This window comes from Janthinobacterium sp. EB271-G4-7A, assembly GCF_020858075.1.
In the GTDB taxonomy this organism is placed as follows: Bacteria; Pseudomonadota; Gammaproteobacteria; order Burkholderiales; family Burkholderiaceae_D; genus Janthinobacterium; species Janthinobacterium lividum.
This window is the reverse complement of the sequence record NZ_JACYMI010000001.1, coordinates 3,154,806-3,180,641: the sequence shown is the minus strand read 5'-3', so window position 1 is coordinate 3,180,641 and position 25,836 is coordinate 3,154,806. Positions and strand designations below refer to the sequence as shown.

At 65.0% G+C, this 25,836-nt stretch carries 20 protein-coding genes; 15 read left to right on the top strand and 5 right to left on the bottom strand.

Translation table 11 applies throughout. The features are described from left to right. Positions 1–513, bottom strand: a complete 513-nt coding sequence (locus IGS58_RS14360; RefSeq protein WP_230521811.1) for a hypothetical protein — start codon at positions 511–513, stop codon at positions 1–3. A gap of 150 nt (positions 514–663) precedes the next feature. Here IGS58_RS14360 and IGS58_RS14355 point away from each other — a divergent pair, with 150 nt between their 5' ends. The 3 genes from IGS58_RS14355 to IGS58_RS14345 all read left to right on the top strand — a co-directional run bounded on the left by IGS58_RS14355 (position 664) and on the right by IGS58_RS14345 (position 4,698). Next, on the top strand, positions 664–1,176 hold the full coding sequence (locus IGS58_RS14355; protein WP_230521810.1) for a sigma-70 family RNA polymerase sigma factor: 513 nt from the start codon (positions 664–666) through the stop codon (positions 1,174–1,176). Continuing rightward, positions 1,176–2,150, top strand: coding sequence for a FecR domain-containing protein (locus tag IGS58_RS14350; protein ID WP_230521809.1), 975 nt, complete (start codon positions 1,176–1,178; stop codon positions 2,148–2,150). Before IGS58_RS14355 ends, IGS58_RS14350 begins: the two co-directional genes overlap by 1 nt. A gap of 85 nt (positions 2,151–2,235) precedes the next feature. Continuing rightward, positions 2,236–4,698, top strand: a complete 2,463-nt coding sequence (locus tag IGS58_RS14345; RefSeq protein ID WP_230521808.1) for a TonB-dependent siderophore receptor — start codon at positions 2,236–2,238, stop codon at positions 4,696–4,698. A 4-nt stretch (positions 4,699–4,702) separates the two neighbouring features. Here the strand turns inward: IGS58_RS14345 and IGS58_RS14340 are convergent, their stop codons facing one another. Both IGS58_RS14340 and IGS58_RS14335 read right to left on the bottom strand, forming a co-directional pair. Then, positions 4,703–5,080: a SirB2 family protein gene (locus IGS58_RS14340; RefSeq protein ID WP_230521807.1), complete on the bottom strand. Its 378-nt coding sequence runs from the start codon at positions 5,078–5,080 to the stop codon at positions 4,703–4,705. A gap of 87 nt (positions 5,081–5,167) precedes the next feature. After that, a complete protein-coding gene (locus IGS58_RS14335) occupies positions 5,168–5,623 on the bottom strand; it encodes a GNAT family N-acetyltransferase (protein WP_230521806.1) in 456 nt (151 codons plus the stop codon). A gap of 283 nt (positions 5,624–5,906) precedes the next feature. Between IGS58_RS14335 and IGS58_RS14330 the strand changes: the two genes are divergently transcribed. The 3 genes from IGS58_RS14330 (at position 5,907) to IGS58_RS14320 (ending at position 9,292) form a co-directional block, all read left to right on the top strand. Next, complete coding sequence (locus IGS58_RS14330) at positions 5,907–7,151, top strand: MFS transporter (protein ID WP_070279442.1); 1,245 nt, start codon at positions 5,907–5,909, stop codon at positions 7,149–7,151. Beyond that, complete coding sequence (locus IGS58_RS14325) at positions 7,148–8,533, top strand: NarK family nitrate/nitrite MFS transporter (protein ID WP_034781619.1); 1,386 nt, start codon at positions 7,148–7,150, stop codon at positions 8,531–8,533. Before IGS58_RS14330 ends, IGS58_RS14325 begins: the two co-directional genes overlap by 4 nt. Positions 8,534–8,596: 63 nt before the next feature. Continuing rightward, positions 8,597–9,292, top strand: a complete 696-nt coding sequence (locus tag IGS58_RS14320) for a carbonic anhydrase (protein ID WP_230521805.1) — start codon at positions 8,597–8,599, stop codon at positions 9,290–9,292. On the opposite strand, the gene IGS58_RS14315 is transcribed toward IGS58_RS14320, so the two are convergent. Then, positions 9,278–9,649: a hypothetical protein gene (locus IGS58_RS14315; RefSeq protein WP_034781616.1), complete on the bottom strand. Its 372-nt coding sequence runs from the start codon at positions 9,647–9,649 to the stop codon at positions 9,278–9,280. The two genes, IGS58_RS14320 and IGS58_RS14315, sit on opposite strands and share 15 nt — an antisense overlap. 245 nt (positions 9,650–9,894) lie before the next feature. Here IGS58_RS14315 and IGS58_RS14310 point away from each other — a divergent pair, with 245 nt between their 5' ends. From IGS58_RS14310 to IGS58_RS14270, 9 genes are all read left to right on the top strand, one after another. Next, positions 9,895–13,593, top strand: coding sequence for a nitrate reductase subunit alpha (locus IGS58_RS14310; protein ID WP_070256339.1), 3,699 nt, complete (start codon positions 9,895–9,897; stop codon positions 13,591–13,593). Between the two features lies 1 nt (position 13,594). After that, a complete protein-coding gene (narH, locus tag IGS58_RS14305) occupies positions 13,595–15,145 on the top strand; it encodes a nitrate reductase subunit beta (RefSeq protein ID WP_034781611.1) in 1,551 nt (516 codons plus the stop codon). A gap of 9 nt (positions 15,146–15,154) precedes the next feature. Then, entirely contained in the window at positions 15,155–15,811 is a 657-nt protein-coding gene (gene narJ / locus IGS58_RS14300) for a nitrate reductase molybdenum cofactor assembly chaperone (protein ID WP_230521804.1), read from the top strand. 27 nt (positions 15,812–15,838) lie between these two features. Further along, complete coding sequence (gene narI / locus IGS58_RS14295; RefSeq protein ID WP_070256335.1) at positions 15,839–16,525, top strand: respiratory nitrate reductase subunit gamma; 687 nt, start codon at positions 15,839–15,841, stop codon at positions 16,523–16,525. 15 nt (positions 16,526–16,540) lie between these two features. Next, positions 16,541–17,287: a peptidylprolyl isomerase gene (locus IGS58_RS14290; RefSeq protein ID WP_034781603.1), complete on the top strand. Its 747-nt coding sequence runs from the start codon at positions 16,541–16,543 to the stop codon at positions 17,285–17,287. A gap of 102 nt (positions 17,288–17,389) precedes the next feature. Next, entirely contained in the window at positions 17,390–18,376 is a 987-nt protein-coding gene (gene moaA / locus IGS58_RS14285; protein ID WP_230521803.1) for a GTP 3',8-cyclase MoaA, read from the top strand. Between the two features lie 44 nt (positions 18,377–18,420). After that, on the top strand, positions 18,421–20,307 hold the full coding sequence (locus IGS58_RS14280) for a type IV pili methyl-accepting chemotaxis transducer N-terminal domain-containing protein (protein ID WP_329957990.1): 1,887 nt from the start codon (positions 18,421–18,423) through the stop codon (positions 20,305–20,307). 23 nt (positions 20,308–20,330) lie between these two features. Continuing rightward, the gene (locus tag IGS58_RS14275) at positions 20,331–20,993 is read left to right on the top strand and encodes a response regulator (RefSeq protein WP_034781594.1); all 663 of its coding nucleotides are present in this window, start codon (positions 20,331–20,333) and stop codon (positions 20,991–20,993) included. Positions 20,994–21,126: 133 nt separating this feature from the next. After that, positions 21,127–22,338, top strand: a complete 1,212-nt coding sequence (locus IGS58_RS14270) for an NnrS family protein (protein ID WP_230521801.1) — start codon at positions 21,127–21,129, stop codon at positions 22,336–22,338. Here IGS58_RS14270 and IGS58_RS14265 read toward each other — a convergent pair. Next, on the bottom strand, positions 22,335–25,781 hold the full coding sequence (locus tag IGS58_RS14265) for a response regulator (RefSeq protein ID WP_230521800.1): 3,447 nt from the start codon (positions 25,779–25,781) through the stop codon (positions 22,335–22,337). The genes IGS58_RS14270 and IGS58_RS14265 overlap by 4 nt on opposite strands. Positions 25,782–25,836 lie beyond the last annotated feature (55 nt).

Here is a 25,836-nt window from a genome sequence, read left to right as displayed (position 1 = left end):
TCAGCCCGGTCGCTTGCCTACCATCGCTTCGATGCCGCGATAGTAGGTGAGCGGCCGGCCTATCGTCACTCCCATCAATGCCGCCGCCTGGATGATGTCGTTGGTATCGCGCCGGTACACGACCAGCGCATCCATTTCGTCGCTGCCGTTGCCATCGATCTGGATCAGGTCATAGCCGCCTTCGTCCACGGCGCGCTGTGCCAGTTCCTTGTCCAGCCACTCGAAATAGGGCAGCGCGCTACCGTCGCTGTCCTTGAGCAGCTCGTACGGGAAGTCGGGGAATGCGTCGAACATGTCCTGTATCTGTTCGTGCAGCTCATCGAGCTTGTCGCTCGACGCCGTATAACCGCCCAGGTGCCAGAGGATCGCCACCGCGTAGGCTTGCGCATCGCTGTCGATCCACTCGTCGCGTGGCGCGGAGGGCGCATCGGTGATGGCGGCGACGGCTTCGTCGAGTTCCTCTCCTTCCAGGTCACCGCAGGTCAGTTTGGTCAGCAGTTCAGACAAGAGCATGTTTGGCTTTCAGGGTAGGGCACGGCCAGGGGAGAGGCATGTGCAAGATGTTGTAAATACTATCATTTCTACGCGCTACGCGGCGGTTGCGCCAGCCGTGTCATGCCAGTTAGAATGCGAATCATTATTGTTTGCGTGTGAGGATTTTCCGTGCCGCCTGCCCAATCCGGCGTCCACCAGGAGGTGGGCAGCCTGTATCACGAACATCACCGCTGGCTGCAAGGCTGGCTCAGGCACAAGCTGGGCAATGCGTTTGACGCGGCCGACGTGGCGCACGACACCTTCATGCGCCTGCTCAATCGCGACGAGACCATCGCCGCGCGCGAGCCGCGTGCCTTCCTGACGACGGTGGCCAAGGGCGTGCTGGGCAATCTGTACCGCCGGCGCGACCTGGAGGCGGCCTACCTGGAAACCCTGGCCAGCCTGCCGGCGCAAAGCGCGCCCGATCCGGAGGCGCAGGCGATCCTGCTCGAAGCGCTGTTCGACATCGACCGCCGCCTCGATGGCCTGGCGCCTGCCGTGCGCCGCGCCTTTCTGCTGTCGCAGCTCGATGGCATGCCGCAGGCGGCCATCGCGCTGGAGCTGAATGTCTCGCTGGCCACCGTGCAGCGCTACCTGGTCAAAGCCATGCACCAGTGCTTCTTTTCCCGGCTGGCGCCGTGATGGGCGCCCTCACGCCGGAAGCGGCCAGCCTGCAGGCTGTCGAATGGCTGGTGCGGCTGCAGGCCGGTGACGCCACGCCGGAAGTGGAGCAGGCATGGCGCGCCTGGCGCGGCAGCGACCCGGAAAACGAGCAAGCCTGGCAGCACGTGGAAGGCTGCATGGCGCGCATGCGTGCCTTGCCCGCGCCGCTGGCGCACGGCACGCTGGCCCGCAAGCCGCGGCACGCGCAAGCGAATGCGGCGCGGCGTCAGTCGCTCAAGCTGCTGGCGCTGCTGGCCGTGGGCGGCGGCGCCTGGCTGGCGGGCGGCGATGAGCAGGCGCGCTTCTGGCTGGCCGATTACCGCACTGGCACGGGCGAATTGCGCCACATCGTGCTGGCAGACGGCACGCGCATCGCCCTCAACACGGCCACCTCCATTGACGTGCGTTTCGATGCGGGCCAGCGCCTGGTGACCCTGTTAAAAGGCGAGATCATGGTCTCCACGGCACGCGACGTGGCGGGCCGGCCTTTTTTCGTGCGCACGGGCCAGGGCCGCTTGCAACCCGTGGGCACGCGCTTTGCCGTGCGAGCCGGCAGCGAAGCCACGCGCCTGGGCGTATTTGCGGGCGCCGTCGACATGCTGCCGGAACAAGCGCCCGATGCGGCGCGCAGGCTGCAGGCGGGTGAACAAGCGACTTTCACGGCGGGCAGCGTTGGCTCCATCGAGCTTCTGCCTGCCGGCGCCGATGCGTGGACGGCCGGCATGCTGGTGGCACACGACATGCCGCTGGCCGATTTTGTCGGCGAGCTGGCACGCTACCGGCATGGCCGCCTGGCCTGCGATCCGGCCGTCGCCCACCTGCGCGTATCGGGCATCTATCCGCTGGCCGACACGACGCAAGTGCTGGACATGCTGACGCGTACCTTGCCCGTCGACGTGCGCCAGAGCACGCGCTTCTGGGTGAGCGTGGTGCCGCATCGGAAGCATCCATGATTATTTTCTGAAAATGTGAGGGTTTTTCGATTTTCGCGTGACATAGCGGGTGAACCCCTCATTCACTTTCAGGAAAACAGTCCGCATGCCCAGCACAACACCTACTTACCCATCTTTCGCTTCCCGCACATGCCGCCGCAGCGTGGCGGCGCTGGCCGTCAGCCACGCCCTGTGGCTGCTCGCCGCCGGCGGCGCATTGGCCGCCGCACCTATTGCCCAGGCAGCCAATGGGGCGCGCATCGAGCTGGCGATACCCGGCGGCACCCTGGAACAGGTGCTGGTGCGCTTCGGCCAGGAGACGGGCACCATGATCTCCTACCAGGCCGCCACCGTGGCCGGCAAGCGCAGCGCCGGACTGACGGGCAGCTACAGCGTGCCCGAGGCGCTGGGCGCCATCGTCGCCGGCTCGGGCTTGCGCGCCGTGCCGCAGGCGAATGGCGGCTATGTGCTCGACGTGGCAGCGGCCGAGGGCGCCCAGACCATGCCGGAGATGAAGGTCAGCGCCAGCTTTGATGCGAATGGCGCGACGGAAGGCAGCGGCTTGTATACGACGCAGACCATGCGTTCGGCCACGCGCCTGGGCCTGTCCGTGCGCGAGACGCCGCAAGCCGTCAGCGTGGTCACGCGCCAGCAGATGGATGACCAGAACCTGCAAACGGTGGAAGAGGTGCTGCAAAACGCGGCCGGCGTGGCCATCAACCGCTACGACAGCGACCGTACCTCGTTCTTCGCGCGCGGCTTTTCCATCGCCAGCTACCAGTACGACGGCATTCCCACCACGGTCGACAATGCCTACAACGTGGGTGACAGCACCCTGGACATGACGGCCTACGACAGGGTCGAGATCGTGCGCGGCGCCACGGGCTTGCTCACTGGCGCCGGGGAGCCGTCGGCCACCATCAACCTGGTGCGCAAGCGCGCGTCATCGAAGCAGATGGCCGGGAATGCCGCCCTGAGCCTCGGTTCCTGGAACAATGTGCGCGCCAGCGCGGACCTGTCCACGCCCTTGAGCAGCGATGGCAAGGTGCGCGGCAGAGTGGTGGCCAGCTACCAGGACAGCGAATCGTATGTGCACCTGTATCACGGCAGGAAAGCCATGGCCTACGCCACCGTGGAAGCGGACCTGGCGCCCGGCAGCGTGCTGATCGCCGGCTATGAATACCAGGACAACCGCCCGCGCGGCGGCATGTACGGCGGCTTGCCGCTGTGGTATGCGGATGGCGAACGCGCCACCTTGTCCCGTTCCGCCACGACGGCGACCACCTGGAGCCGCTGGTTCAGCACCAGCCAGACGGCGTTCTTGCGCCTGGAGCAGGACCTGGGCAAGGGCTGGAACCTGACGGCCATGCTGAATCACGGCTGGGGCAATTATTCGGCGGCCGAGCTTTTCGCCAATACCTGGCCGGACAAGGCCACGGGCCAGGGCGTGACGGGCTACACCGGATTTTACTCGGGCACGCGGCGCCAGGACAGCGTCGACGCCTATGTGCAGGGGCCGGTGCAGCTGCTGGGGCGCACGCACGATCTGGCGTTCGGCGTCTCCGGCAGCAACCAGTTCTCCAGCAACCCGGGCATCTCGGGTGGCAGCGTCGATTACGGCAATTTCCATCGATGGCAGGGCGTGACGCCGGAGCCGGACTGGAATGACCCGAATTTCTCGCGCTGGCAGCTGCTCGATACGGTGCAGCAGCGCGGCATCTACGGCACGGCGCGCTTTTCGCTGGCCGATCCCTTGAAACTGATCGTCGGCGCGCGCTACAGCCGCTACAAGGCGGACCATGTCGATGACTGGGGCGGCAGCTACGCCTATGCCAAGCATGCCGTCACGCCGTATGCGGGCCTGGTGTGGGATATCGATGCGCAGCATGCGCTGTACACCAGCTATAGCAAGATCTTCAAGCCGCAGGGCTACCAGGACCGGTTCGGCCGCTATCTGGATCCCGTACAGGGAAAGAATCTGGAAGCGGGCGTGAAGGGCGAGTATTTCGGCGGCCGATTGAACGCGGCGCTGGCCGTGTTCCGCATCGCGCAAGATGGCCTGGCGCAGGAAGATACGGGCCATTTTGTCGGCAATTCGCTGACGCAGGCGTATTTCGCGGCATCGGGCACCACCAGCAAGGGCGTGGAGCTGGATGTGTCCGGCGAGCTGGCGCAGGGCTGGAACGTCTCGGCCAGCGTGTCGCACGCGGCGGCCGAGGACAACAAGGGCGCGCGCCTGAACAGCTATGTGCCGCAGACGCTGGCGCGCGTGTTTTCCACATACCAGCTGCCTGGCGGCTTGCGGGCGTTATCGGTGGGCGGCGGCGTGAACTGGCAGAGCGGCGCCTACCGCGACGCCACCGGGCCGACAGGCACGCAGCGCGTGGAGCAGGGCGGCTATGCCGTGGCCAGCCTGATGGCGAAGTACGCGCTGTCGCGCCAGTTGTCGCTGCAGGCGAACGTCAACAACCTGTTCGACAAGCGTTACTACAGCCAGCTTGGCATGTATAACCAGGCTTACTGGGGCGCGCCGCGCAACGCCAGCGTCACCCTGCGCTACATGTTCTGATGCATCAGAGCGGCCAGGCCTGCTTGGTGACGGCCACCGCGACGATGTAGGCGAATACCAGCACGGCGAGCGCGAAGGCGGCGCCGCGCACGGCCGGCGTCTTGCCGCGTTTTAGCGCGATGGTGCCCAGCACGATGTAAGCCACCAGCGCACACAGCTTGGCAGCCAGCCAGGGGTGGCTGCCCGGCGACTGGCCGCTCCACACGGCCAGCGTGATGGCGCTGACTAGCAAGGCCGTGTCGACCAGGTGCGGTAGGATTTTTACCCAGCGTTGCTGCAAGGCGGGCGAGGCGCGCAGCATCCAGGCGCCGCGCAAGAGGAAAAGAAAGCCGCTGGCGGCGGCGCATCCCATGTGGAAATGCTTGAGGCTCAGATAATCCATGCGTGATGTGGTGGGCGTTGATTGATGGTGGCGCCAGCATAGCCGCCTTTGGCGCGCCGCGCCATACGCCGTCGGGATGAGGCGCGATCAGCGGCACCATTTCACGTACACCAGCTCCGGGTCTCCCTCGTCGAGATGGTCGATCTGGCCGCTGCGCACGAAGCCCGCTCTGGCGAACAGCCGATGCGCGGCCAGGTTGGACTGGTTCGTCGAGGTGAACAGCTTGCCTGTCTGGCACGCGGCTTCGGCGGCGGCCAGCAGGCGCAAGCCCACGCCGCGCCGCTGCTGTCCGGGAGCGACTATCACCAGCGAGACGAAGCCGTAGCCGAAGAAGTCGTCGTGCGTGAGGACATAGCCGGCGACCTGGCCCGCCCGCATGGCCACCTGGCAGTGCCCCTTGCCTACGGCGGCACGCACGGCATCGCCCCGGCTGGCGTGGGCCTGCGCATATGCATCGCAGGCCAGCATGGCTGCCACATCGCCGGCCAGGGCCGCGCGGGTGATGACCGGCTCTGTTTCGTGCCTGTCGTGTTTGTTCTGCATGCCGCTCCTTTTTCTCCAGGCGCCGAGTGTGCCAAAAATAGCTGCGTTTGTAAAACACCCGCCATCCAGGCTAGGTCCATCCTCCGCCATCTAGTCACTTTTGCCGATACGGCTATCCAGATTGCCTTTCCAGAATCACCCTGTGGCCGATAGTGCCTTTCCCCTCTGCCACGTAAGCTGGTCGGGACGGCTGGCCAGACGGCCAGTGCATTCATGGAGAAACATCGTGGCTACCCTAGATGGCACTAAGAACAACAGTAGTAACAAGGCAGTCGAACCCGGCATGCGGCGCAAGCAGGCGTCCGTGCTGATCAGCAGCACCTTCGCGTTTACCATCTGCTTTGCAGTCTGGATGATGTTTGCCGTACTGGGCATCCCCATCAAGACCAGCCTGGGTTTGACTGAAACACAATTCGGCCTGCTGGCCGCCATGCCCGTGCTGACGGGCTCCCTCGTGCGCGTGCCGCTGGGCATCTGGACGGACAAATACGGCGGACGCCGCGTCTTCTTCTGGCTGATGCTGGCCAGCGTGGTGCCGATCTACCTGATCTCCTACGCCACCGCCTACTGGCATTTCCTCGTGCTGGGCATGTTCGTCGGCCTGGCGGGCGGCTCGTTTTCCGTCGGCACGCCGTACGTGGCGCGCTGGTATGAAAAGGAGCGCCGCGGCCTGGCGATGGGCATCTTCGGCGCCGGCAACTCCGGTTCCGCGCTGACCAAGTTCGTCGCGCCCGGCATCGTCGCCGCCTTCGGCTGGCAAATGCTGCCCAAGGTGTATGCGGTGGCCATGCTGGCCACGGCCATCATCTTCTGGCTGTTTTCGTACACGGACAAATCGCATCTGGCGCCATCGGGCGAGAGCTTTTCGGCGCAGATGAAGGTGCTGAAGGATCCCCGCGTGTGGCGCTACTGCCAGTACTACTCGGTGGTGTTTGGTGGCTATGTGGCGCTGGCCCTGTGGATGACCAAGTACTACGTGGCCGAATACGGCTTCGACCTGAAGCACGCGGCGCTGCTGGCCGCGTGCTTCTCGCTGCCGGGCGGCGTGCTGCGCGCCGTGGGCGGCTGGATCTCCGACAAATACGGTGCGGCGAAAGTCACCTGGGCCGTGATGTGGGTGTGCTGGGTGTGTTTTTTCCTGCTGTCGTATCCGCAAACGCAGATGGTCGTGGAAACCGTCACGGGGCCGCTGGCTTTCCATATCGGCCTGTCGCCGCTGTGGTTCACCGTGCTGCTGTTCATCGTCGGCATCGCCATGGCCGTGGGCAAGGCGTCCGTCTTCAAGTTCATCGGCGATGATTTTTCCGACAACATCGGCGCCGTCTCGGGCGTGGTCGGCCTGGCCGGCGGCCTGGGTGGCTTCATCCTGCCCGTGATGTTCGGCGCCCTGGTGGACTTTACCGGCGTGCGTTCGAGCTCCTTCATGCTCCTGTACGGCACCGTCTGCGTTTCCCTCATCTGGATGCATTTCTCGTTCAAGCCGCTGCGCGCGGCGACTATCAATCAACCTGCAGGAGCTAAAGCATGAGCCGCTACATGATCAATACGTGGGAGCCGGAAACCCCGAGCTTCTGGCAAAACACGGGCAAGGCCACGGCCGCGCGCAATCTGTGGATCTCGATTCCCGCGCTGCTGCTGGCATTCGCCGTGTGGATGGTGTGGAGCGTGGTGGTGGTCAACCTGCCCAACATCGGCTTCACCTACAGTAACAACCAGCTGTTCTGGCTGACGGCCTTGCCGGGCCTGTCCGGCGCCACCTTGCGCATCTTTTATTCGTTCATGGTGCCGATCTTCGGCGGCCGCCGCTGGACGGCCATTTCCACTGGCTCGCTCCTGATTCCCGCCATCGGTATCGGCCTGGCCGTGCAGGATGTGAACACGGGCTATCCGACCATGCTGATCCTGGCGCTGCTGTGCGGCTTCGGCGGCGGCAATTTCGCCTCGTCGATGGCCAACATCAGCTTTTTCTATCCCAAGGCCAGCAAGGGCTTCGCGCTGGGCATGAATGCGGGCCTGGGCAACCTGGGCGTGTCGGTGGTGCAGTTCGTCGTGCCGCTGGTGATCACCTTCGCCGTCTTCGGCGCCTGGGGCGGCGATTCGCTCACCTGGGTCAAGAATGGCGTGAGCAAGGACATGTGGCTGCAGAACGCGGGCTTCATCTGGGTGCCGTTCATCGCCTTGAGCACCTTGCTGGCCTGGTTCGGCATGAATGACCTGGCGTCGGCGAAGGCTTCGTTTTCCGAACAGGCCGTGATCTTCAAGCGCAAGCACAACTGGCTCATGTGCTGGCTGTACACGGGCACCTTCGGCTCCTTCATCGGTTATTCGGCCGCCTTTCCGCTGCTGATCAAGATCCAGTTCCCCGACGTGAATCCGCTCGATTATGCCTTCCTCGGCCCCCTGGTCGGTGCGCTGGCGCGCGTGGCCGGCGGCGTGATTTCCGATAAATTGGGCGGCGCCCGCGTCACTCTGTGGTCGTTCCTGCTGATGATCGGCGCCGTGCTGGGCGTGCTGTACTTCATGCCGCAAGCGGGCGTGGGTGGCAGCTTCAATGGTTTCTTCTGGATGTTCATGCTGCTGTTCGCCGGCACGGGCGTTGGCAATGCGTCGACCTTCCGCATGATCCCCGTGATCTTCCTGACGGAGCACCAGCGCGCGGCCGCCGGCAAGGGCAAGGCGGAGCAGGAGCAAGCCATCGTCGACGCCAACAAGGAAGGCGCGGCCGTCCTGGGCTTTACGTCGGCCGTGGCCGCGTATGGCGCCTTCTTCATCCCGAAAAGCTATGGCACCTCGATTGCGCTGACGGGCAGCCCCGACGCGGCCTTGTGGTGCTTCATCGGCTTTTATGTGAGTTGCATCGCGATCACCTGGTGGTGCTATGCGCGCAAGAATGCGCCGATGCCTTGCTAGTTGGCGTCAGAACGCCTGGCAAGTCCTGCTTGCCGGGCGCTGTATAAAGTATTCGAGGTAGTCATGGAAGAACTGGAAAAATTTGTCAACGGCTTCAGCCTGTTTCAGCAGCAGTATTTCAGCGAGCCGCAAACCTTGTACGACAGCCTGCGCGACGGGCAGCGGCCCTCGACCTTGCTGATCGGCTGCTGCGATTCGCGCGTCGATCCCATGCTGCTGACGGGCAGCGACCCGGGCGACATGTTCGTCGTGCGTAATATCGCCAACCTGGTGCCACCGTGTACGCCCGACGCGCCGCCCGGCGTCAGCTCGGCCATCGAGTTCGCCGTCTGCAAGCTGGAAGTGGCCAGGGTCATCGTGCTCGGACATGCGCGCTGCGGCGGCATCCGCGCGCTGCTGGAACCGCAGCCGCGCGCGGAAGGTCAGGAAACGGACTTCGTGGGACAGTGGATGCGCATCGCCGAACCGGTGGCGCAAAGGGTGCGGCGCGAGCTGGCGCACCGCTCGTCGTCGGAACAGCACCATGCGTGCGAGCTGGCCAGCATCCTGCAGTCGCTGGACAACCTGCTCACCTACCCGTGGCTGAAGCGGCGGGTGGAGCAGGGGGTGTTGAAACTGCATGGATGGTATTTCGACATCGACAGCGGGGCCCTGATGGCATATTCGGCGCGCCAGCAGCAGTTTTTGCCGCTGGTCTGCCCGATCGAACGGGCGCGTCATTTGCACGAGCGCCCTTGGCCGGATTCAGCTAAAACGTAACAAATCCCCGCTGCGGTCAAACGCCAGCAGGCTGTCGATGCGGCCTTGCTCGATGGCCGTCACCATGGCGCGCAGGGGCGCCTCGCATTCCTGCGCCGCGGGCGGCTGGCCGTCCTGGCCCGCCAGTCCCGCCACGAAGACCACGTCCCAGTGCGTCTGCATCTGTTTCGACTCCTCTTTCAATGTCTCGAAGCTGTCCAGTTCCTCGGGCAGCTTGTCGGCGCACATCACGGGCGTGAGGGACTTGCCCTGGCCGCCAGGCTGGGCCTGCGCCTGGGTAAAGGTGAACAGCAGGCGTTGCGGCTGCTCCTGGTTGCGGGCGCTGCGCAGCAGGCTGGCGTAATCGGTAATCGGCATGGTGCTCTTTCTCTGGGTTGAACGATGACGACAGGTATACCGCAGCGCCGCCTTGCCGCCCATAGGCAATAGTGACTATCCGGGTGACTACGCGCCTATGCATTCCTGGTGCCGGAAACCGACTTCTTGCCAATACCGCCGGGCACGGCACATCGATAGACTGTTTGTATCGACGCTTGAGCCATCCTGCTTGCAGCGTTTTTTAAGACCTGGCGCCGCTGTCCGCGGCGCAATGTGGAGGTAGCATGAGTCACTTTCTGGACCGCCTGAAATTTTTTAGCAAGCCCGCCGAGCCGTTTTCAAACGGCCACGGCACCGTGGTCGATGAAGACCGTACTTGGGAAAACGCCTACCGCCAGCGCTGGCAGCACGACAAGATCGTGCGCTCCACGCATGGCGTGAACTGCACCGGTTCATGCAGCTGGAAGGTATACGTCAAGAATGGCCTGATCACCTGGGAAACCCAGCAAACCGATTATCCGCGCACGCGGCCTGACTTGCCGAACCACGAACCGCGCGGCTGCCCGCGCGGCGCCAGCTATTCCTGGTACGTGTATTCGGCGCAGCGCGTGAAATACCCGATGGTGCGCGGCCGCCTGATGGAAATGTGGCGCGAAGCGCGCAAGACCATGGACCCCGTCACGGCCTGGGACTGGATCAGCCAGGATCCCGTGCGCTCGCAGCAGTACAAGTCCATCCGCGGCCTGGGCGGCTTCGTGCGCGCCACCTGGGACGAATCGAATGAAATCATCGCCGCCGCGAATGCGCTGACGATCAAGAAATACGGCCCGGACCGCGTCGTCGGCTTTTCGCCGATTCCCGCCATGTCCATGGTCAGCTATGCTTCCGGCACGCGCTACCTGTCGCTGATCGGCGGCGTGGCCCTGAGTTTCTATGACTGGTACTGCGACTTGCCGCCGGCCAGTCCGCAAGTGTGGGGCGAGCAGACGGACGTGCCGGAATCGGCCGACTGGTACAACTCGACCTATCTGATGGTGTGGGGCTCGAACGTGCCGATGACGCGCACGCCCGACGCCCACTTCTACACGGAAGTGCGCTACAAGGGCACGAAAACCGTGGCCATCTCGCCCGATTACGGCGAAATGGTGAAGTTCGGCGACATCTGGCTGGCGCCGAAGCAGGGCACGGATGCCGCGCTGGCGCTGGCCATGGGCCACGTCATCCTCAAGGAATTCCACTCGGAAGGGCAGAGCGCCTACTTCCGCGACTATGCGCGCCAGTACACGGACTTCCCCATGCTGGTGCTGCTCAAGGAGCATAACGGCACCCTGGTGCCCGACTACTTCCTGCGCGCTTCGCACCTGGACAACAACCTCGACGAAACCAACAATCCGGAATGGAAAACCCTCGTCATCGATGAAACCACGGGCGCCATCACGGCGCCGGCAGGCTCCATCGGCTTCCGCTGGGGCGAATCGGGCAAGTGGAACCTGGAGCAAAAAGCGGGCGGCAGCGGCGAACCTATCGTGCCGATGCTCTCCATGATCAACGACAGCGACGCCGTCACGGAAGTGGGCTTTGCCTACTTCGGCGGCAAGGATGCGTCGGACATGTTGCTGCGCAAGGTACCGGTGAAAACCATCCGCCTGGCCGACGGCACGACGGGCCTGGTCACCACCGTGTTCGACCTGACGCTGGCCAACTACGGCATCGATCGTGGCCTCGGCGGCGAAAACGTGGCGGAAAGCTATGACGACGACGTGCCGTACACCCCGGCATGGCAGGAGAAGCACACGGGCGTGAAACGTGCCGACGTCATCACCGTGGCGCGCCAGTTCGCGGAAAACGCGGACCAGACGCGCGGCAAGAGCATGGTCATCGTGGGCGCCGGCCTGAATCACTGGTACCACATGGACATGACGTACCGCGGCATCATCAACATGCTGATGATGTGCGGCTGTATCGGCCAGTCGGGCGGCGGCTGGGCCCATTACGTGGGCCAGGAAAAACTGCGTCCGCAAACGGGCTGGACGCCTTTGGCTTTCGCCCAGGACTGGGTGCGTCCGATGCGCCAGATGAACGGCACCTCGTTCTTCTATGCCCACACGAGCCAGTGGCGCCATGAAAAGCTGGAAACGGGCGACATCGCCTCGCCATCGGCGGCCGGCGGCACGGGCGACCTGACCCTGCTCGACTACAACGCCAAGGCCGAGCGCATGGGCTGGCTGCCATCGGCTCCGCAGTTGCAGACCAATCCGCTGGAAGTGGCCAAGGCCGCCAAGGCGGCGGGGCAGGCGCCGGCCGCATATGCGCTCGACCAGATCAAGGCGGGCCAGCTGCAGTTCTCGTGCGACGACCCGGACAACCCGGCCAACTTCCCGCGCAATATGTTTGTCTGGCGTTCGAATATTCTGGGCAGCTCCGGCAAGGGCCACGAGTACTTCCTGAAATACCTGCTCGGCACGCAGAACGGCTTGCTCAGCGACGAAGACGACTGCATCACGCCGAAGCAGGTGAAAGTGCGCCCGGCCGCCGAAGGCAAGCTCGATCTGCTGGTGGTGCTGGACTTCCGCATGTCGACCACGTGCCTGTATGGCGACGTGGTGCTGCCGACGGCCACCTGGTACGAAAAGGATGATCTGAATACCTCGGACATGCATCCGTTCATCCACCCGCTGTCGGAAGCCGTGCAGCCCTTGTGGCAATCGAAGTCGGACTGGGAAATCTACAAGGGCATCGCCGAGAAATTCTCGGAAATCGGCGGCGAGCTGCTGGGCACCCAGCAAGACATCATCCTCACGCCGCTGATGCACGACACCCCGGGCGAACTGGGCCAGCCTTTCGATCCCAAGGATTGGCGCGCCGGCGAATGCGACGCCATTCCCGGCAAGACCATGCCGAACATGACGGTGGTCGAGCGCAATTACCGCGACGTGTACAAGAAGTTCACCTCGATCGGCCCGCTGCTGGAAACCATCGGCAACGGCGGCAAGGGCATTTCCTGGAAAACGGGGCATGAAGTCGAGGTCCTGCGCGGCGTCAACCGCACGGTGCTCGAAGAAGGCGTCTCCAAGGGCCAGCCGCGCCTCGATACGGCCATCGACGCGGCCGAGATGATTTTGTCGCTGGCGCCGGAAACGAATGGCCACGTGGCCGTCAAGGCCTGGGCCGCGCTGTCCGCCATCACGGGACGCGAGCATACGCACCTGGCGCTGCCGCGCGAGCATGACAGCATCCGCTTCCGCGACGTGCAGGCGCAGCCGCGCAAGATCATTTCCTCGCCCACCTGGTCGGGCCTGGAAAGCGAGGAAGTCAGCTACACGGCCGGCTATACCAACGTGCATGAACTGATCCCTTGGCGCACCCTGACGGGCCGCCAGCAGTTTTACCAGGATCATTTGTGGATGCGCGATTTCGGCGAGGGACTGTGCGTGTACAAGCCGGCCATCAACACGAAGACGACGGAAGCGCTGCTGGGCACCAAGCCGAACGGCAACAAGGAACTGGCGCTGAACTTTTTGACGCCGCACCAGAAGTGGGGCATCCACTCCACGTATTCGGACAACCTGCGCATGCTGACCCTGTCGCGCGGCGGACCGCACGTGTGGCTGTCGGAGACCGACGCGAAGACGGCCGGCATCGTCGACAACGACTGGATCGAAGTGTTCAACGTGAACGGCAGCCTGACGGCGCGCGCCATCGTCAGCCAGCGCATCCCGGCCGGCATGACGATGATGTACCACGCCCAGGAAAAGATCATCAACGTGCCTGGCGCGGAGATGACGGGCAAGCGGGGCGGCATCCATAACTCGGTGACGCGGGCGGTGCCCAAGCCGACGCACATGATCGGCGGCTACGCCCAGTTGGCGTACGGCTTCAATTACTACGGCACGGTGGGCTCCAACCGCGATGAATTCGTATTGGTGCGCAAGATGAACAAGGTCGACTGGCTCGAAGGCCCGTTGCAGGAAGAAGGAGCATAGTATGAAAATCAGAGCGCAAATCGGCATGGTGCTGAACCTGGACAAGTGCATCGGCTGCCACACCTGTTCCGTCACCTGCAAGAACGTATGGACCAGCCGCGACGGCGTCGAGTACGCATGGTTCAACAACGTGGAAACCAAGCCGGGCATCGGCTATCCGAAGCAGTGGGAAAACCAGGACAAGTGGAATGGCGGCTGGCGCCGCACGGACGCGGGCAAGATCGAGCCGCGTCAGGGCAGCCGTCTGAAAATCCTGGCCAACATCTTCGCCAACCCGAACCTGCCGGCCATCGACGAGTATTACGAGCCGTTCACCTACGACTACGAGCACCTGCAAAGCGCGCCGCTGTCGCAGACGCCGCCGACGGCCCGTCCGATCTCCGTGCTGACGGGGAAAAAGATGGAAAAAATCGAGTGGGGTCCGAATTGGGAAGATGACCTGGGCGGCGAGTTTGCCCAGCGCAGCAAAGATAAACTGTTCGACAACATGCAGAAGGAGATGTACGGCACGTTCGAAAACACCTTCATGATGTACTTGCCGCGCCTGTGCGAGCATTGCCTGAACCCGACGTGCGTGGCGTCTTGCCCCTCCGGCTCCGTGTACAAGCGCGAAGACGACGGCATCGTGCTGATCGACCAGGACAAGTGCCGCGGCTGGCGCATGTGCATCTCCGGTTGCCCGTACAAGAAGATTTACTACAATTGGTCGTCCGGCAAGGCGGAGAAGTGCACCTTCTGCTTCCCGCGCATCGAAGCGGGCCAGCCGACCGTGTGCTCGGAAACGTGCGTGGGCCGCATCCGCTACCTGGGCGTGCTGCTGTACGACGCCGACAAGATCGAGGCTGCCGCCTCCGTGCCGCAAGAGCAGGACCTGTACCAGGCGCAGCTCGATCTGTTCCTCGACCCGCACGACCCGGCCATCATCGCCGAGGCGCGCCGCCAGGGCATCCCGGACCTTTGGCTGGAAGCGGCCGTCAAGTCGCCCGTCTACAAGATGGCCGTCGAGTGGAAAGTGGCGTTCCCGCTGCATCCCGAGTACCGCACCTTGCCGATGGTGTGGTACGTGCCGCCCCTGTCGCCGATCCAGGCGGCCGCCGAATCGGGCAAGCTGGGCGTGAACGGCATGCTGCCGGACACGCAAAGCCTGCGCATTCCCGTGCAGTACCTGGCCAATCTGCTGACGGCCGGCGACCAGCCGCCCATCGTCACGGCACTGGACCGCATGCTGGCCATGCGTGCCTACATGCGCAGCAAGACCGTCGAGAAGGTGGAGAACCTCACGGTTCTGAAACAGGTGGGCTTGACCAAGGCGCAGGTGGAGGACATGTACCACATCATGGCCATCGCCAATTACGAAGACCGCTTCGTCATCCCCAGCAGCCACAAGGAAATGGCCGAGGACAGTTTCAACGAGAAGGGTTCGTGCGGCTTCAGCTTCGGCAATGGCTGCTCGGACGGCACCAGCGAGCCGACCTTGTTCGGCAAGAAAAAGCACGGTTCGGCCATCTTCATGCAGATGCCGAAGTCGCGCAAAACGGCGCCAGGCGCTTAAGGAGCTCATATGGAACACGCTATGCATCACTACCAAGTCCTTTCTCGCCTGCTGCTGTATCCCGAGCCAGAGCTGATCGCGCACCTGCCGCAGCTCGGCGCCGCGCTGGCGGCCGTGCCGGAGCAGCACGCGCTGCTGCGGCCCTTGCTGGCGCACCTGGAAAGCAGCAGCCTGATCGACCTGCAGCAGCAGTACGTGGCCACCTTCGACCGCAATCCGTCGCACTCGCTGCACCTGTTCGAGCATATCCACGGCGAATCGCGCGACCGGGGCCAGGCCATGGTCGACCTGATGGAGGAATACAAGCGCCACGGCCTGCAAATGGTGGGCGACGACTTGCCCGACTTCGTGCCCCTGTTCCTGGAGTTTCTGGCACAGCTCGACGAGGAAGTCTCGGCACCGCTGCTGGGCGATGCCGTCCACGTGCTGGCGCACATCGGCCGCAAGCTGACGGCCAACGGCAGCCCGTACGCGCCCGTCTTCACGCTGCTCGAACGCCTGAGCCCCGTGGCGGCAGAAATGCTGGCCGAACCGCCGGTGCGCGACATGGACGAAGCGCTGGAAACCTTCGGTCCCGGTGCGGACGGCGTCGAGCCGTTGCTGCGCCAAGCGCCGGGCGGCGTCCATCCCGTGCATTTTCACCCGCAGCTGCGGCGCGCCGCTTGAATCGCGTCCGCATGAGGAGAGTACATCATGAGTAATTACTTGCATCAATTTGTGTATGGCATTTATCCATACATCGCGCTGGCCATCTTTTTCCTGGGTAGCCTGATCCGTTTCGACCGCGAGCAATATACGTGGAAGTCCGATTCCAGCCAGCTGCTGCACCGCGGCAGCCTGCGCCTGGGCAATATCCTGTTCCACATCGGCATCATCGGCCTGCTGTTCGGCCATGCGGCCGGCTTGCTGACCCCCGTCTGGGTATGGGATACCCTGGGCGTGTCGCATAGCCTGAAGCAGGGCGTGGCCATGGCGGCCGGCGGCGTGATGGGCGGCCTGTGCCTGGTCGGCATCCTGATCCTGCTGGCGCGCCGCTTCGGCAATGAACGGCTGCGCGCCGTCACCACGGCCGGCGACAAGCTGGTGATGGTGTGGATATTGCTGACCTTGCTGCTGGGCCTGTCGTCGATCTTCGTCTCGGCTTCGCACATGGATGGCCACATGATGGTCTTGCTGATGAACTGGGCGCAGCACATCGTGACCTTCCGCGGCGACGCGGCCAGCTTCATCGTCGATGCGCCGCTGGTGTTCAAGCTGCACCTGTTCATGGGCATGTCGCTGTTCGTCATCTTCCCGTTCACCCGCCTGGTGCACGTGTGGAGCGGCTTTGGCGCCATTGGATATCTGGGCCGCGCCTATCAACTGGTGCGCCGCCGCTAAGAAAGGAGCTACATCATGGGAATCTCCGTCAATGGCATCGATATCGACGATGCCGACATCGCGCAGGAGCTGCCGCATCACGACGGCGCCGGCAATCCGCTGAAACAGGCCGTGCATGAACTGGTGCTGCGCCGGCTCCTGCTCGACGAGGCCGAACGCCTCGGCGTGCAGGGGGGCAGTACTGACGACCGCATCGAAGCGCTGTTTGCGCAGGAAGTGCGCGTGCCGCCCGCCGACGATGCGGCTTGCCGCACCTTTTATGCGCAGCGCCCGCAGTTGTTCAGCAGCGGGGCGCTGGTCGAGGCGCGCCATATCCTGTTCCAGGTGACGCCCGAGGCGCCGCTGGAGCTGCTGCGCACGACGGCGCAAGCCGTGCTCGACGCCCTCAAACTGGCGCCCGAGCGCTTCGGCGAACTGGCGGCGCAGTATTCGAACTGCCCGTCGGGCGCCCTGGGGGGCAACCTGGGCCAGCTGTCGCCGGGCCAGAGCGTGCCGGAATTCGACGCGCTGCTGTTCCGCCTGGAAGAGGGCGCGCTGGCCGGCCATTTGCTGGAAACGCGCTTCGGCTACCACATCGTGCAAGTGTTGCGCCGGGTCGAAGGCCAGGCCATCGCCTATGAGGCGGTGCAGGCGCAGATCGCCGACCGCCTGTCGCGCGCCGCGTGGCAGCGCGCCGTGCACCAGTACCTGCACTTGCTGGTGGGGCGCGCCGAGATCGCCGGTGTCGAGCTGGAAGGCACAGCCAGTCCGCTGGTTCAGTAAGCTGAAAGGCGTAGTCCGAAAGGCGTAGGCCGCTAGGCCTTCTGGGGCACAGCCAGATCGTGCCCCAGCCTTTACAATCAAGAAAGAAACAGGAGTAGCGTCATGGGTAGCGTCAAGTTGCAGGACCGTTTTGGCCGTTCGATCGATTATGTGCGGCTGTCCGTTACCGACCGTTGCGATTTGCGCTGCAGTTACTGCATGCCCAAGGGCTTTCGCGGCTTCGAGGAACCGAAGGACTGGCTGACGTTCGACGAGATCGAGCGCCTGCTGGGCATCTTCGTTCGCCTCGGCACGCGCCGCGTGCGCCTGACGGGCGGCGAGCCCCTGTTGCGGCGCAACCTGCCGCAACTGGCGCAGCGGCTGACGGCGCTGCCTGGCCTGCAGGACCTGTCGCTGTCGACGAATGCCACCCAACTGGGCAAACATGCCGTGGCCTTGCGCGCGGCGGGCGTGGACCGCATCAACGTCAGCCTGGATTCGCTGGACCGCGCCTGCATGCAGCAGATCACGGGGCGCGACAGCCTGCAACCGATTCTGGATGGCTTGATGGCGGGCAAGGCGGCCGGTTTCGACCCGATCAAGATCAATATGGTGGCCATGCGCGGCGTCAATGACGGCCAGATCGAGGCCATGGCGGCGTTCTGCATCGAGCAGCAGTTCATCCTGCGCCTGATCGAAGCCATGCCCATGGGCAGCACGGGCCGCAATGCCTGCTACATGCCGCTGGGCCCCGTGCGCGAGCGCCTGGCGGCCCGCTTTGGCCTGGTGCCGCAGGCGATGGAGCTCGGTGGCGGGCCGGCGCGCTACCTGGCGACAGCCGACGGGCGCTCGAACATCGGCTTCATCACGCCCATGTCGCAGCATTTTTGCGCCACCTGCAACCGCGTGCGCCTGTCCGTCGATGGTACCCTGTATCTGTGCCTGGGCCAGGAAGAGAAATTCGCCTTCGGCCCCATGCTGCGCGGCGGGGCCACGGATGCGGAGATCGAAGCGGCGATCCGCGCCGCCATCGAACTCAAGCCGCAGCAGCATGATTTCAATACGCAGCCCGATAAAATCATCCGGTTCATGGCACAGACGGGCGGCTGAGGCAGTTTGCATTTACATTCAAGGGCGGTATGAAATTCAAGGCGATGTTTTCCTCCTGGCAGAAGCTGTCGACCAAGATCGTCGGCGCGCTGCTGCTCATGCTGGTGCTGGCCCTGAGCGCCATCGGTTGCACCCTGTTTTTGTCGTGGCAGCTGGAAGGCAGTTCGGCCGCCATCAACGAGACGGGCCGGCTGCGCATGCAGACCTACCGCCTGACCCTGCTGCTTGCCAGCGACGCCCGCGAACAGGCGCGCCAGCAAGTGATGCTGATCGACGAGACCCTGGCCAAGATAGGCCACGGCGACCCGCAGCGCCCCTTGTTCCTGCCTCCCAGCACGGCCATCAAGTCGGAATTCGAGCGCATCGGCGTTGCCTGGCGCGGCGCCCTGCGTCCGGCTGCGCTGGCAGCCGATTCCACCGCGCGCGCGCGCCAGTTCGAGCATGACGCCGATACCTTCGTGGGGCAGGTGGACCAATTGGTGCGCCTGATCGAGCACGATAGCGAACAGCGCACCTTCTGGCTGCGCGCCTCGCAGCTGATCCTCGTCGGCATGGCCGTCATCGGCACGGTTAGCATGATTTACCTGATGTTCATGCTGATCATCGAACCGGTGACGCGGCTGCGCCTGGGCATGCAGCGCATGAAGGAGCGCGATTTCAGCGTGCGCCTGGCAGTGGAAAGCAATGACGAATTCGGCCAGCTGGCCAGCGGCTTCAACCAGATGGCCGACCGCCTGCAGGCGCTGTACGGCAACCTGGAAGAGGGCGTGCGCAGCAAGACGGCCACCCTCGAATACCGCAACCGCGAATTGGCGCTGCTGTACGAAAGCGCCGCCTTTTTGCAGTGCCCGCAGCCCCTGGAAGACATTTGCGGCGGCTTCATGCAGCGCATCGTCGACTATTTCGAAGCCGACGGCTCCACCGTGCGCGTGCTCGACGCCGAGCGGGGCAACCTGCACATGGTGGTGCACCACGGCCTGTCCGAGGAGCTGGTGGCGTCCGAGCATTGCCTGAAGGTGGGCGACTGCCTGTGCGGCACGGCCGTCGAGATGAAGGTGGCGAAGGTGCACGACATGCGCCGCATCGACAAGGCGCACGAGCTGCGCTGCCACCGCGAAGGCTTTGCCACCGTCTCCGTCTTCCATATCCACGCGCACGAACAGCACCTGGGCTTTTTCAACCTGCATTTCCGCCATGCGCGCGTGTTTTCCGCGCGCGAGCTGGCCTTGCTGGAAACCCTGGGCCAGCTGCTGGGCATCGCGCTGGAAAACCTGCGCCTGGCCGCGCGCGAGCGCGAAATGGCCATTTCCGAAGAGCGCAACCTGGTGGCGCAAGGCCTGCATGACAGCATCGCGCAAAGCCTCAATTTCCTCAACCTGCAAGTGCAGATGCTCGACGACTCCGTGCGCAACGCCCGTTTCGACGAGGTGGCGGGCATCGTGCCGGCCCTGCATGCGGGCGTGAAGGAAAGCTACGAGGACGTGCGCGAGCTGCTGGCGAACTTCCGCAGCCGCCTGATGGAGGATGACCTGATTGGCTCCCTGCGCGCGGCGGTGGACAAATTCCGCCGCCAGACGGGCATCGAGGCCGATCTGCTGGCCGACGTCGACGGCGCGCCATTCCCCCGCGAGCAGCAATTGCAGTTATTATTCATCGTGCAGGAAGCGCTGTCGAACATCCGCAAGCACGCCCAGGCCAGCCACGTCGAGGTGCGCCTCGCCGATCACCAGGACTTTACCTTGACGATCAGCGATAATGGCGTCGGCTTCGATGCTGCCGCCGTGCTGGAAAAGGGCGACAGCCATGTCGGCATCCATATCATGCGCGAGCGCGCACAGCGCATCGACGCCACGTTCGACGTGCATGCCTGTCCCGGCGGCGGCACGACCGTCGAACTGCACCTGTCGCGCGAACAGCGCCGCGCCGCCTAAGTAACTACCTGAAAGTACAAAAAATGGAGACTCCCGATAAACCGATCACCGTCATGCTGGTGGATGACCACGCGCTGTTCCGCAGCGGCATACGCTCGCTGCTGCAGCGGCATACGGACTTTTCCGTCGTGGGCGAGGCGGCCGATGGCGTGGAAGGCATCAAGCGCGCCATCCAGCTGCAGCCCGACGTGGTACTGCTGGACCTGAACATGGCCGGCATGTCCGGCGTGGAAGCGCTGCAACTGATGCAGCATGACTGCCCCGACACGGCCATCGTCATGCTGACCGTGTCGGAAGACGCGGAAGACCTGGCGACGGCCCTGCGCGCGGGCGCCTGCGGTTACCTGATCAAGAATATCGATGCCGACTACCTGGTGCGCGCCATCCGCCGCGCGGCCGCCGGCGAAGTCGTCATTGCCGAAGCCATGACGGGCAAGCTGGTGGCGCAGCTGCAGGCGGGCACGCGGCGCGAGGAACCCGTGTCGGAACTCGACAAGCTCACTCCGCGCGAAAAGGAAATCATCGACTGCCTGTCGCGCGGCGAGAGCAACAAGGGCATCGCCCGCACCCTCGACCTGGCCGAAAGCACGGTCAAGATCCACGTGCAGAACGTGCTGAAAAAACTCAACCTCACCAGCCGCGTGCAGGCTGCCGTGTATGCGGTCGAGCACCGCCAGGGCAAGTAGCCCGGTAGAAGGGTCTGGCCCGCCGGGTCGGACCCAGGCCCACTGCCATCTATTTCGCTAGTTCTTTTTGCCGATAGCCGTCCTTGTGTTTTTAAAGTAGTATATTGAATGTATCTTTAAAAGCGAACCCATCATGGCCATCACCCCGATCAGCGAACCATCTCCTTCTGCCGCCGCCGCTGGCGCGGCGCCCTGGCATGCCGGCCACGCCGTCTGGCAACTGGGTTTCCGCCCGTTCTACCTGCTGGCGGCCGTGTTTGCGGCCATCAGCATTCCCCTGTGGCTGGCCAGCTATTTCGGCGTGCTTGCGGGCGGCCTGCACGTAGGGCTGGGCTGGCATATGCATGAAATGGTGTTCGGCTTCGCGCTGGCCGTCGTCGTTGGATTTTTATACACGGCGGGGCGCAACTGGACGGGCTTGCCCACGCCGCACGGCGCCCAGCTGATGGCGCTGGCGGCGTTGTGGCTGGCGGGGCGCGTGGCCATGCTGTGCGGCGCCGGCCTGGTGGCAGCGCTGGTCGACTGGCTGTTCCTGCCGCTGGCCGCCTGGCCCCTGTATCGGGTGCTGCGCCGCTCGGGCAATACGCGCAACCTGTTCCTCGTCGGCTTGCTGGCCTTGCTGGCGCTGGCCAATGGCCTGTTCCACGCGTCCGTACTGGGCTGGCTGCCGCTGTCGCTGTTTGTGCCCGTGCAGGCGGCCATCTTCATCATCGTGCTGATCGAATCGGTGATCGGCGCGCGCGTGATTCCCATGTTCACCCGCAATGGCGCGCCAGGCAGTACGCCCGTGGCCAGTCCGAAACGGGCCTTGATCGCCGTGGCCTGCATGGCGGCGGCTGCGATCGCGTGGCTGGCTGGTGCGCCGGCCTGGCTGACGGCGGCGCTGGCCTTCTGTGCCGCCGGCGTCTCGCTGGCCAACCTGCTGGCATGGCAGCCACAGCGCACCTTGCGCGTGCCGCTGCTGTGGATCCTGCACCTGTCGTATGCGTGGATCGGCATCGGCTTTGCGCTGCTGGCGCTGGCCAGCCTGCACCTGCTGCCGGCCAGCGCCGCGTTTCACGCGCTGACGGTGGGGTCGATGGCGGGCCTGATCATCGGCATGATGACGCGCACGACCCTGGGTCACACGGGCCGCCCGTTGAAAGGCGGCAGGGCGGAAGCGGCGATGTACTGGCTGATCCAGCTGGGCGCGCTGGCGCGCCTGCTGGCCGCCGTCGGTCCCGTTTCGCTCTCCATGCCGCTGCTGCTGGCGGCCGGCGCTTGCTGGTCGCTGGCCTTTGGCCTGTATGCGTGCGTGTATGCGCCGTACCTGTGGCGCGCCAGGGTGGATGGCCGCGAAGGCTAGGCCGGCAAGCCTGTCATTGGCGCGGGCGTCTGGCCGGACGGCGTCTGTGCCGTGAAGGCGGCGGCGGCCTCGATGGCCTGCGCCAGCGCCTGTTCCAGTGCATCGAGGGCGGCGGCCGCATCGTCGCCGGCGTGCAGCAGCTGTTCCGCATGCCGGGCCGCATGCAGGGTGGCAGGCAGGGCCAGGCTGCCGGCCACGCCCGCCAGCTTGTGCGCCAGCGCGGCGGCGTCGCTGCGGGCATTGGCCGCCAGCAAGGCGCGCATGGCGTCCACCGTGTTGCGATAAGTGCTGCCAAAGCGCGACAGGTGCTGGCGGTAGGGCGCTGCATCGAGCCACTGCGCCATCCCCTGCGCCAGGTCGATCGCGGGCGCCGCGCCGTTTGGCGGCACGGGCATCGCCATTTCGGCCATGGACGGCGGCAGGGACGGCAGCCCTTGCGCATGGCGCCGGTGCGCGCGCGCGATCAGGGCTATGGTCTGCGGCACGTCGAACGGTTTGCTGATGAAATGGTTCACGCCCGCTTCCAGCGCCGCCGCGCGCTGTGTCTGGAACGCCCCAGCCGTCAGTGCCACTACGGGCAGGTCCTGGAATTGCGGCAGCTGGCGCAGCGCGCGCGTCGCCTGCAAGCCATCCATGACGGGCATCTGCACATCCATCAGCACGATGTCGACGTCGGCGGGGTGCGCCAGCAGCCAGTCCAGCGCCTGCCGGCCATCGCAGGCGAAAGAGGGCACGGCTCCCTGGTCGCACAGGATATGCTTGACCACGTCGCGGTTGATCTCGCTGTCGTCGACCACCAGCACGCGCACGCCGGCCAGCTGGCGCTCTTCCAGCGGAACGAGACTGGCGTCCAGGCCGGCGGCCCTGGCGCGCTGCTGGCGCGCCTCCATCGTCGCGTTGTACAGGCTGGAAGCGGTCACCGGTTCGTTGAGGATGGCATCGGCGGCATTCGCCGGGTCGGTGCACCGTCGCGTTGGTGCTGTCGCCGGCGCGCCGCTGGCTGCCAGGATGACGACGGGGCAGTCCTGCGGCGGCAAGTATTCGCGCAGCGCGCGCGCCGTGGCTTCGCCATCGAGCCCCTGCATGCGCGCGGCCAGCAGCACTACGCCGGGCCGCGCATCCCCGGCGCAGGCCAGCGCATAATCGAGTGCCGCCTGGCCGCCGGACACGGCATGCACGTGCCAGCCCAGGCCGCGCGCCACGGCGCCCACCGCCTCGCGCGTGCCAGCGTTGCCATCGGCCAGCAAGACGCGCAGGTCCTGCATGCCCTGCATGTCGGGCGTTGACAGGGCGCCGGCGGGCAGCAGTTGCAGCGGCACCGTGAAACTGAATGCGCTGCCCTGGCCCAATGCGCTTTTCAGGTGCAGGGCGCCGCCCATCAGGCGCACCAGCTGGCGGCAGATGGTCAGGCCCAGGCCCGTGCCGCCGAAGCGGCGCGTGGTGGAAGTGTCGGCCTGGGCGAAGGCGGAAAAGATCGCTTCCTGCACTTCGGGGGCGATGCCGATGCCCGTGTCGCGCACGCAAAAGCGCAGCACGGCGGCGTCGCCGTCCCGGCTCTCCAGCGCACTCGTCAGCTCGACCGTGCCTTGCGCGGTGAACTTGATGGCATTGCTGGTCAGGTTGACCAGCACCTGTTCCAGCCGCAGCGCGTCGCCCAGCACGTGGTCGATGCCATCGGGCAGCGGCCCGATCCGCACCTCAACCGGCTTGTCATGCGCGGCCACGCCCATGCTGGCGGCAATCTTCTCGATCACTTCGGCCAGGCGGAACGGCGCCTGCTCGATGGTCATGTGGCCCGCTTCGATTTTCGAGACGTCCAGCACGTCGTTGATGATGCCCAGCAGCGACTGGCCGGCGGCGCGGATCTTGCGCGTCATCAGCAGTCCTTCTTCATCCTGGCTGCCCCTTTCCAGCAGCCAGGCCATGCCGAGGATGGCGTTGAGCGGCGAGCGGATTTCATGGCTCATGTTGGCGAGGAATTCCGCCTTGCTGCGGTTGGCCGCCTCGGCGCCATCGCGCGCCAGCAGCATGGCCGCCTCGGCCTGCTTTTGCGCGGAAATATCCTGGGCAAAGATCAGCGTGGCCGGCCCATCCTTGAGCATCACGCGCGTGCTGGTCTTGAGGATGGGCACGGGCCGGCCCTGTTTGTCCACGCCGACGGCTTCAAACATCTGTTCGCTGGCCGAATCGGCCTCGATCAGCGCCTCGTTGCTTGCCAGCGCCACTTGCGAGGCGGGCGTGAGCATGGCGCGCCAGGGCAGGCCGCTCAGGTCATCCTCGAGCGCGTAGCCGTGCAGGTGGCGGTAGCGGGGATTGGAATACACGAAGCGCCCATGGCGCAGGATGGCGATCGCCACGGGCGCATCTTCGATCAAGGTGCGAAAGCGCGTTTCGCTGTCGGACACGGCTTGCATGGCCTGGCGTTCCCTTTCCTGCTCCACCTGCCAGGCGGCTTGCTGCCGCCGCCGCCGCTGGCTCCAGAACAGCAGGCTGGCCGCAGCCAGGGCCAGCATGGCAAAGCAGAGGGTGTAGCCCAGCGCCTGCCGCCGCAGCGGGGCGGCGATGGCCGCTTCTTCGCGGCTCAGGCCGATGATCAGGGCGCGGTCCATGTGCAGCTCAGGCGGGGCGATGGTCGCCATGGCCATGACGCGGGGGGCGGCGGAGGCACCGGCCCCGGCCCCGGCAATCTCGACGCCGCTCAGCACGCCCGCCTGGTAGCCGCTGTCGCGGAAGCGCCGCAGGAAGCTGCCGGGCAGGTCCACATTGCCGCCATTGGCGCTTTTGGCCGGATAGTTCAGGAATTGCCGGCCGTCGCCATGCACCACCACGGCCCAGACATCGGCCGCATACATCGCGGTGCGGAACTTGGCCGTGAAGTATTCGCGGTCGAAGGTGGCCACCACGACGCCGGCAAAGCGGCCTTGCCGGTCCTGCACCATGCGCGACGCCGTGATGACCAGGTCCCGCCTGAAGGACAGGAAAGGGGCCGAGATGTACAGCATGCGCGCATCGGGCGCGTCGCGCGCCGTCTGGAAGTAGCCGCGGCGCGAAAAATCCTGGCCGGCCAGCTCCGGCATGTTGGTGGCGACCGGCTTGCCGCTGGCATCGATGACCAGCATGGTGCGCACGCCCGGCATGGCGTCGACCAGCGCGGCCAGGCGCCGTGGCAGGGCTTGCCCCGCGTCGGGTGCGGTGCCGGCGGCAAGATAATCACGGATCACGCCGTCGAGCACCTGATTCGTCGCCGCCAGGTCGACTTCGATATTTTTCGCCAGCAGGGCCGTCAGCACGCTCAGCCGTTCACGCTCGGCCGCATCGTGCCGTGACGCCTCGGCCAGGTGCGCGTAGGCGAGGGCGGCAGCGACGATCAGCAGCCCGAGGAGCAAGAACAGCCATTCGATCAATCGCCTGCGCAACGCCGCCGCATCTGTGTGATAGCTCATGTGGCGATGCTATACCTGATATGCACGGAGAACAACTTTTACGCATGACTACGCA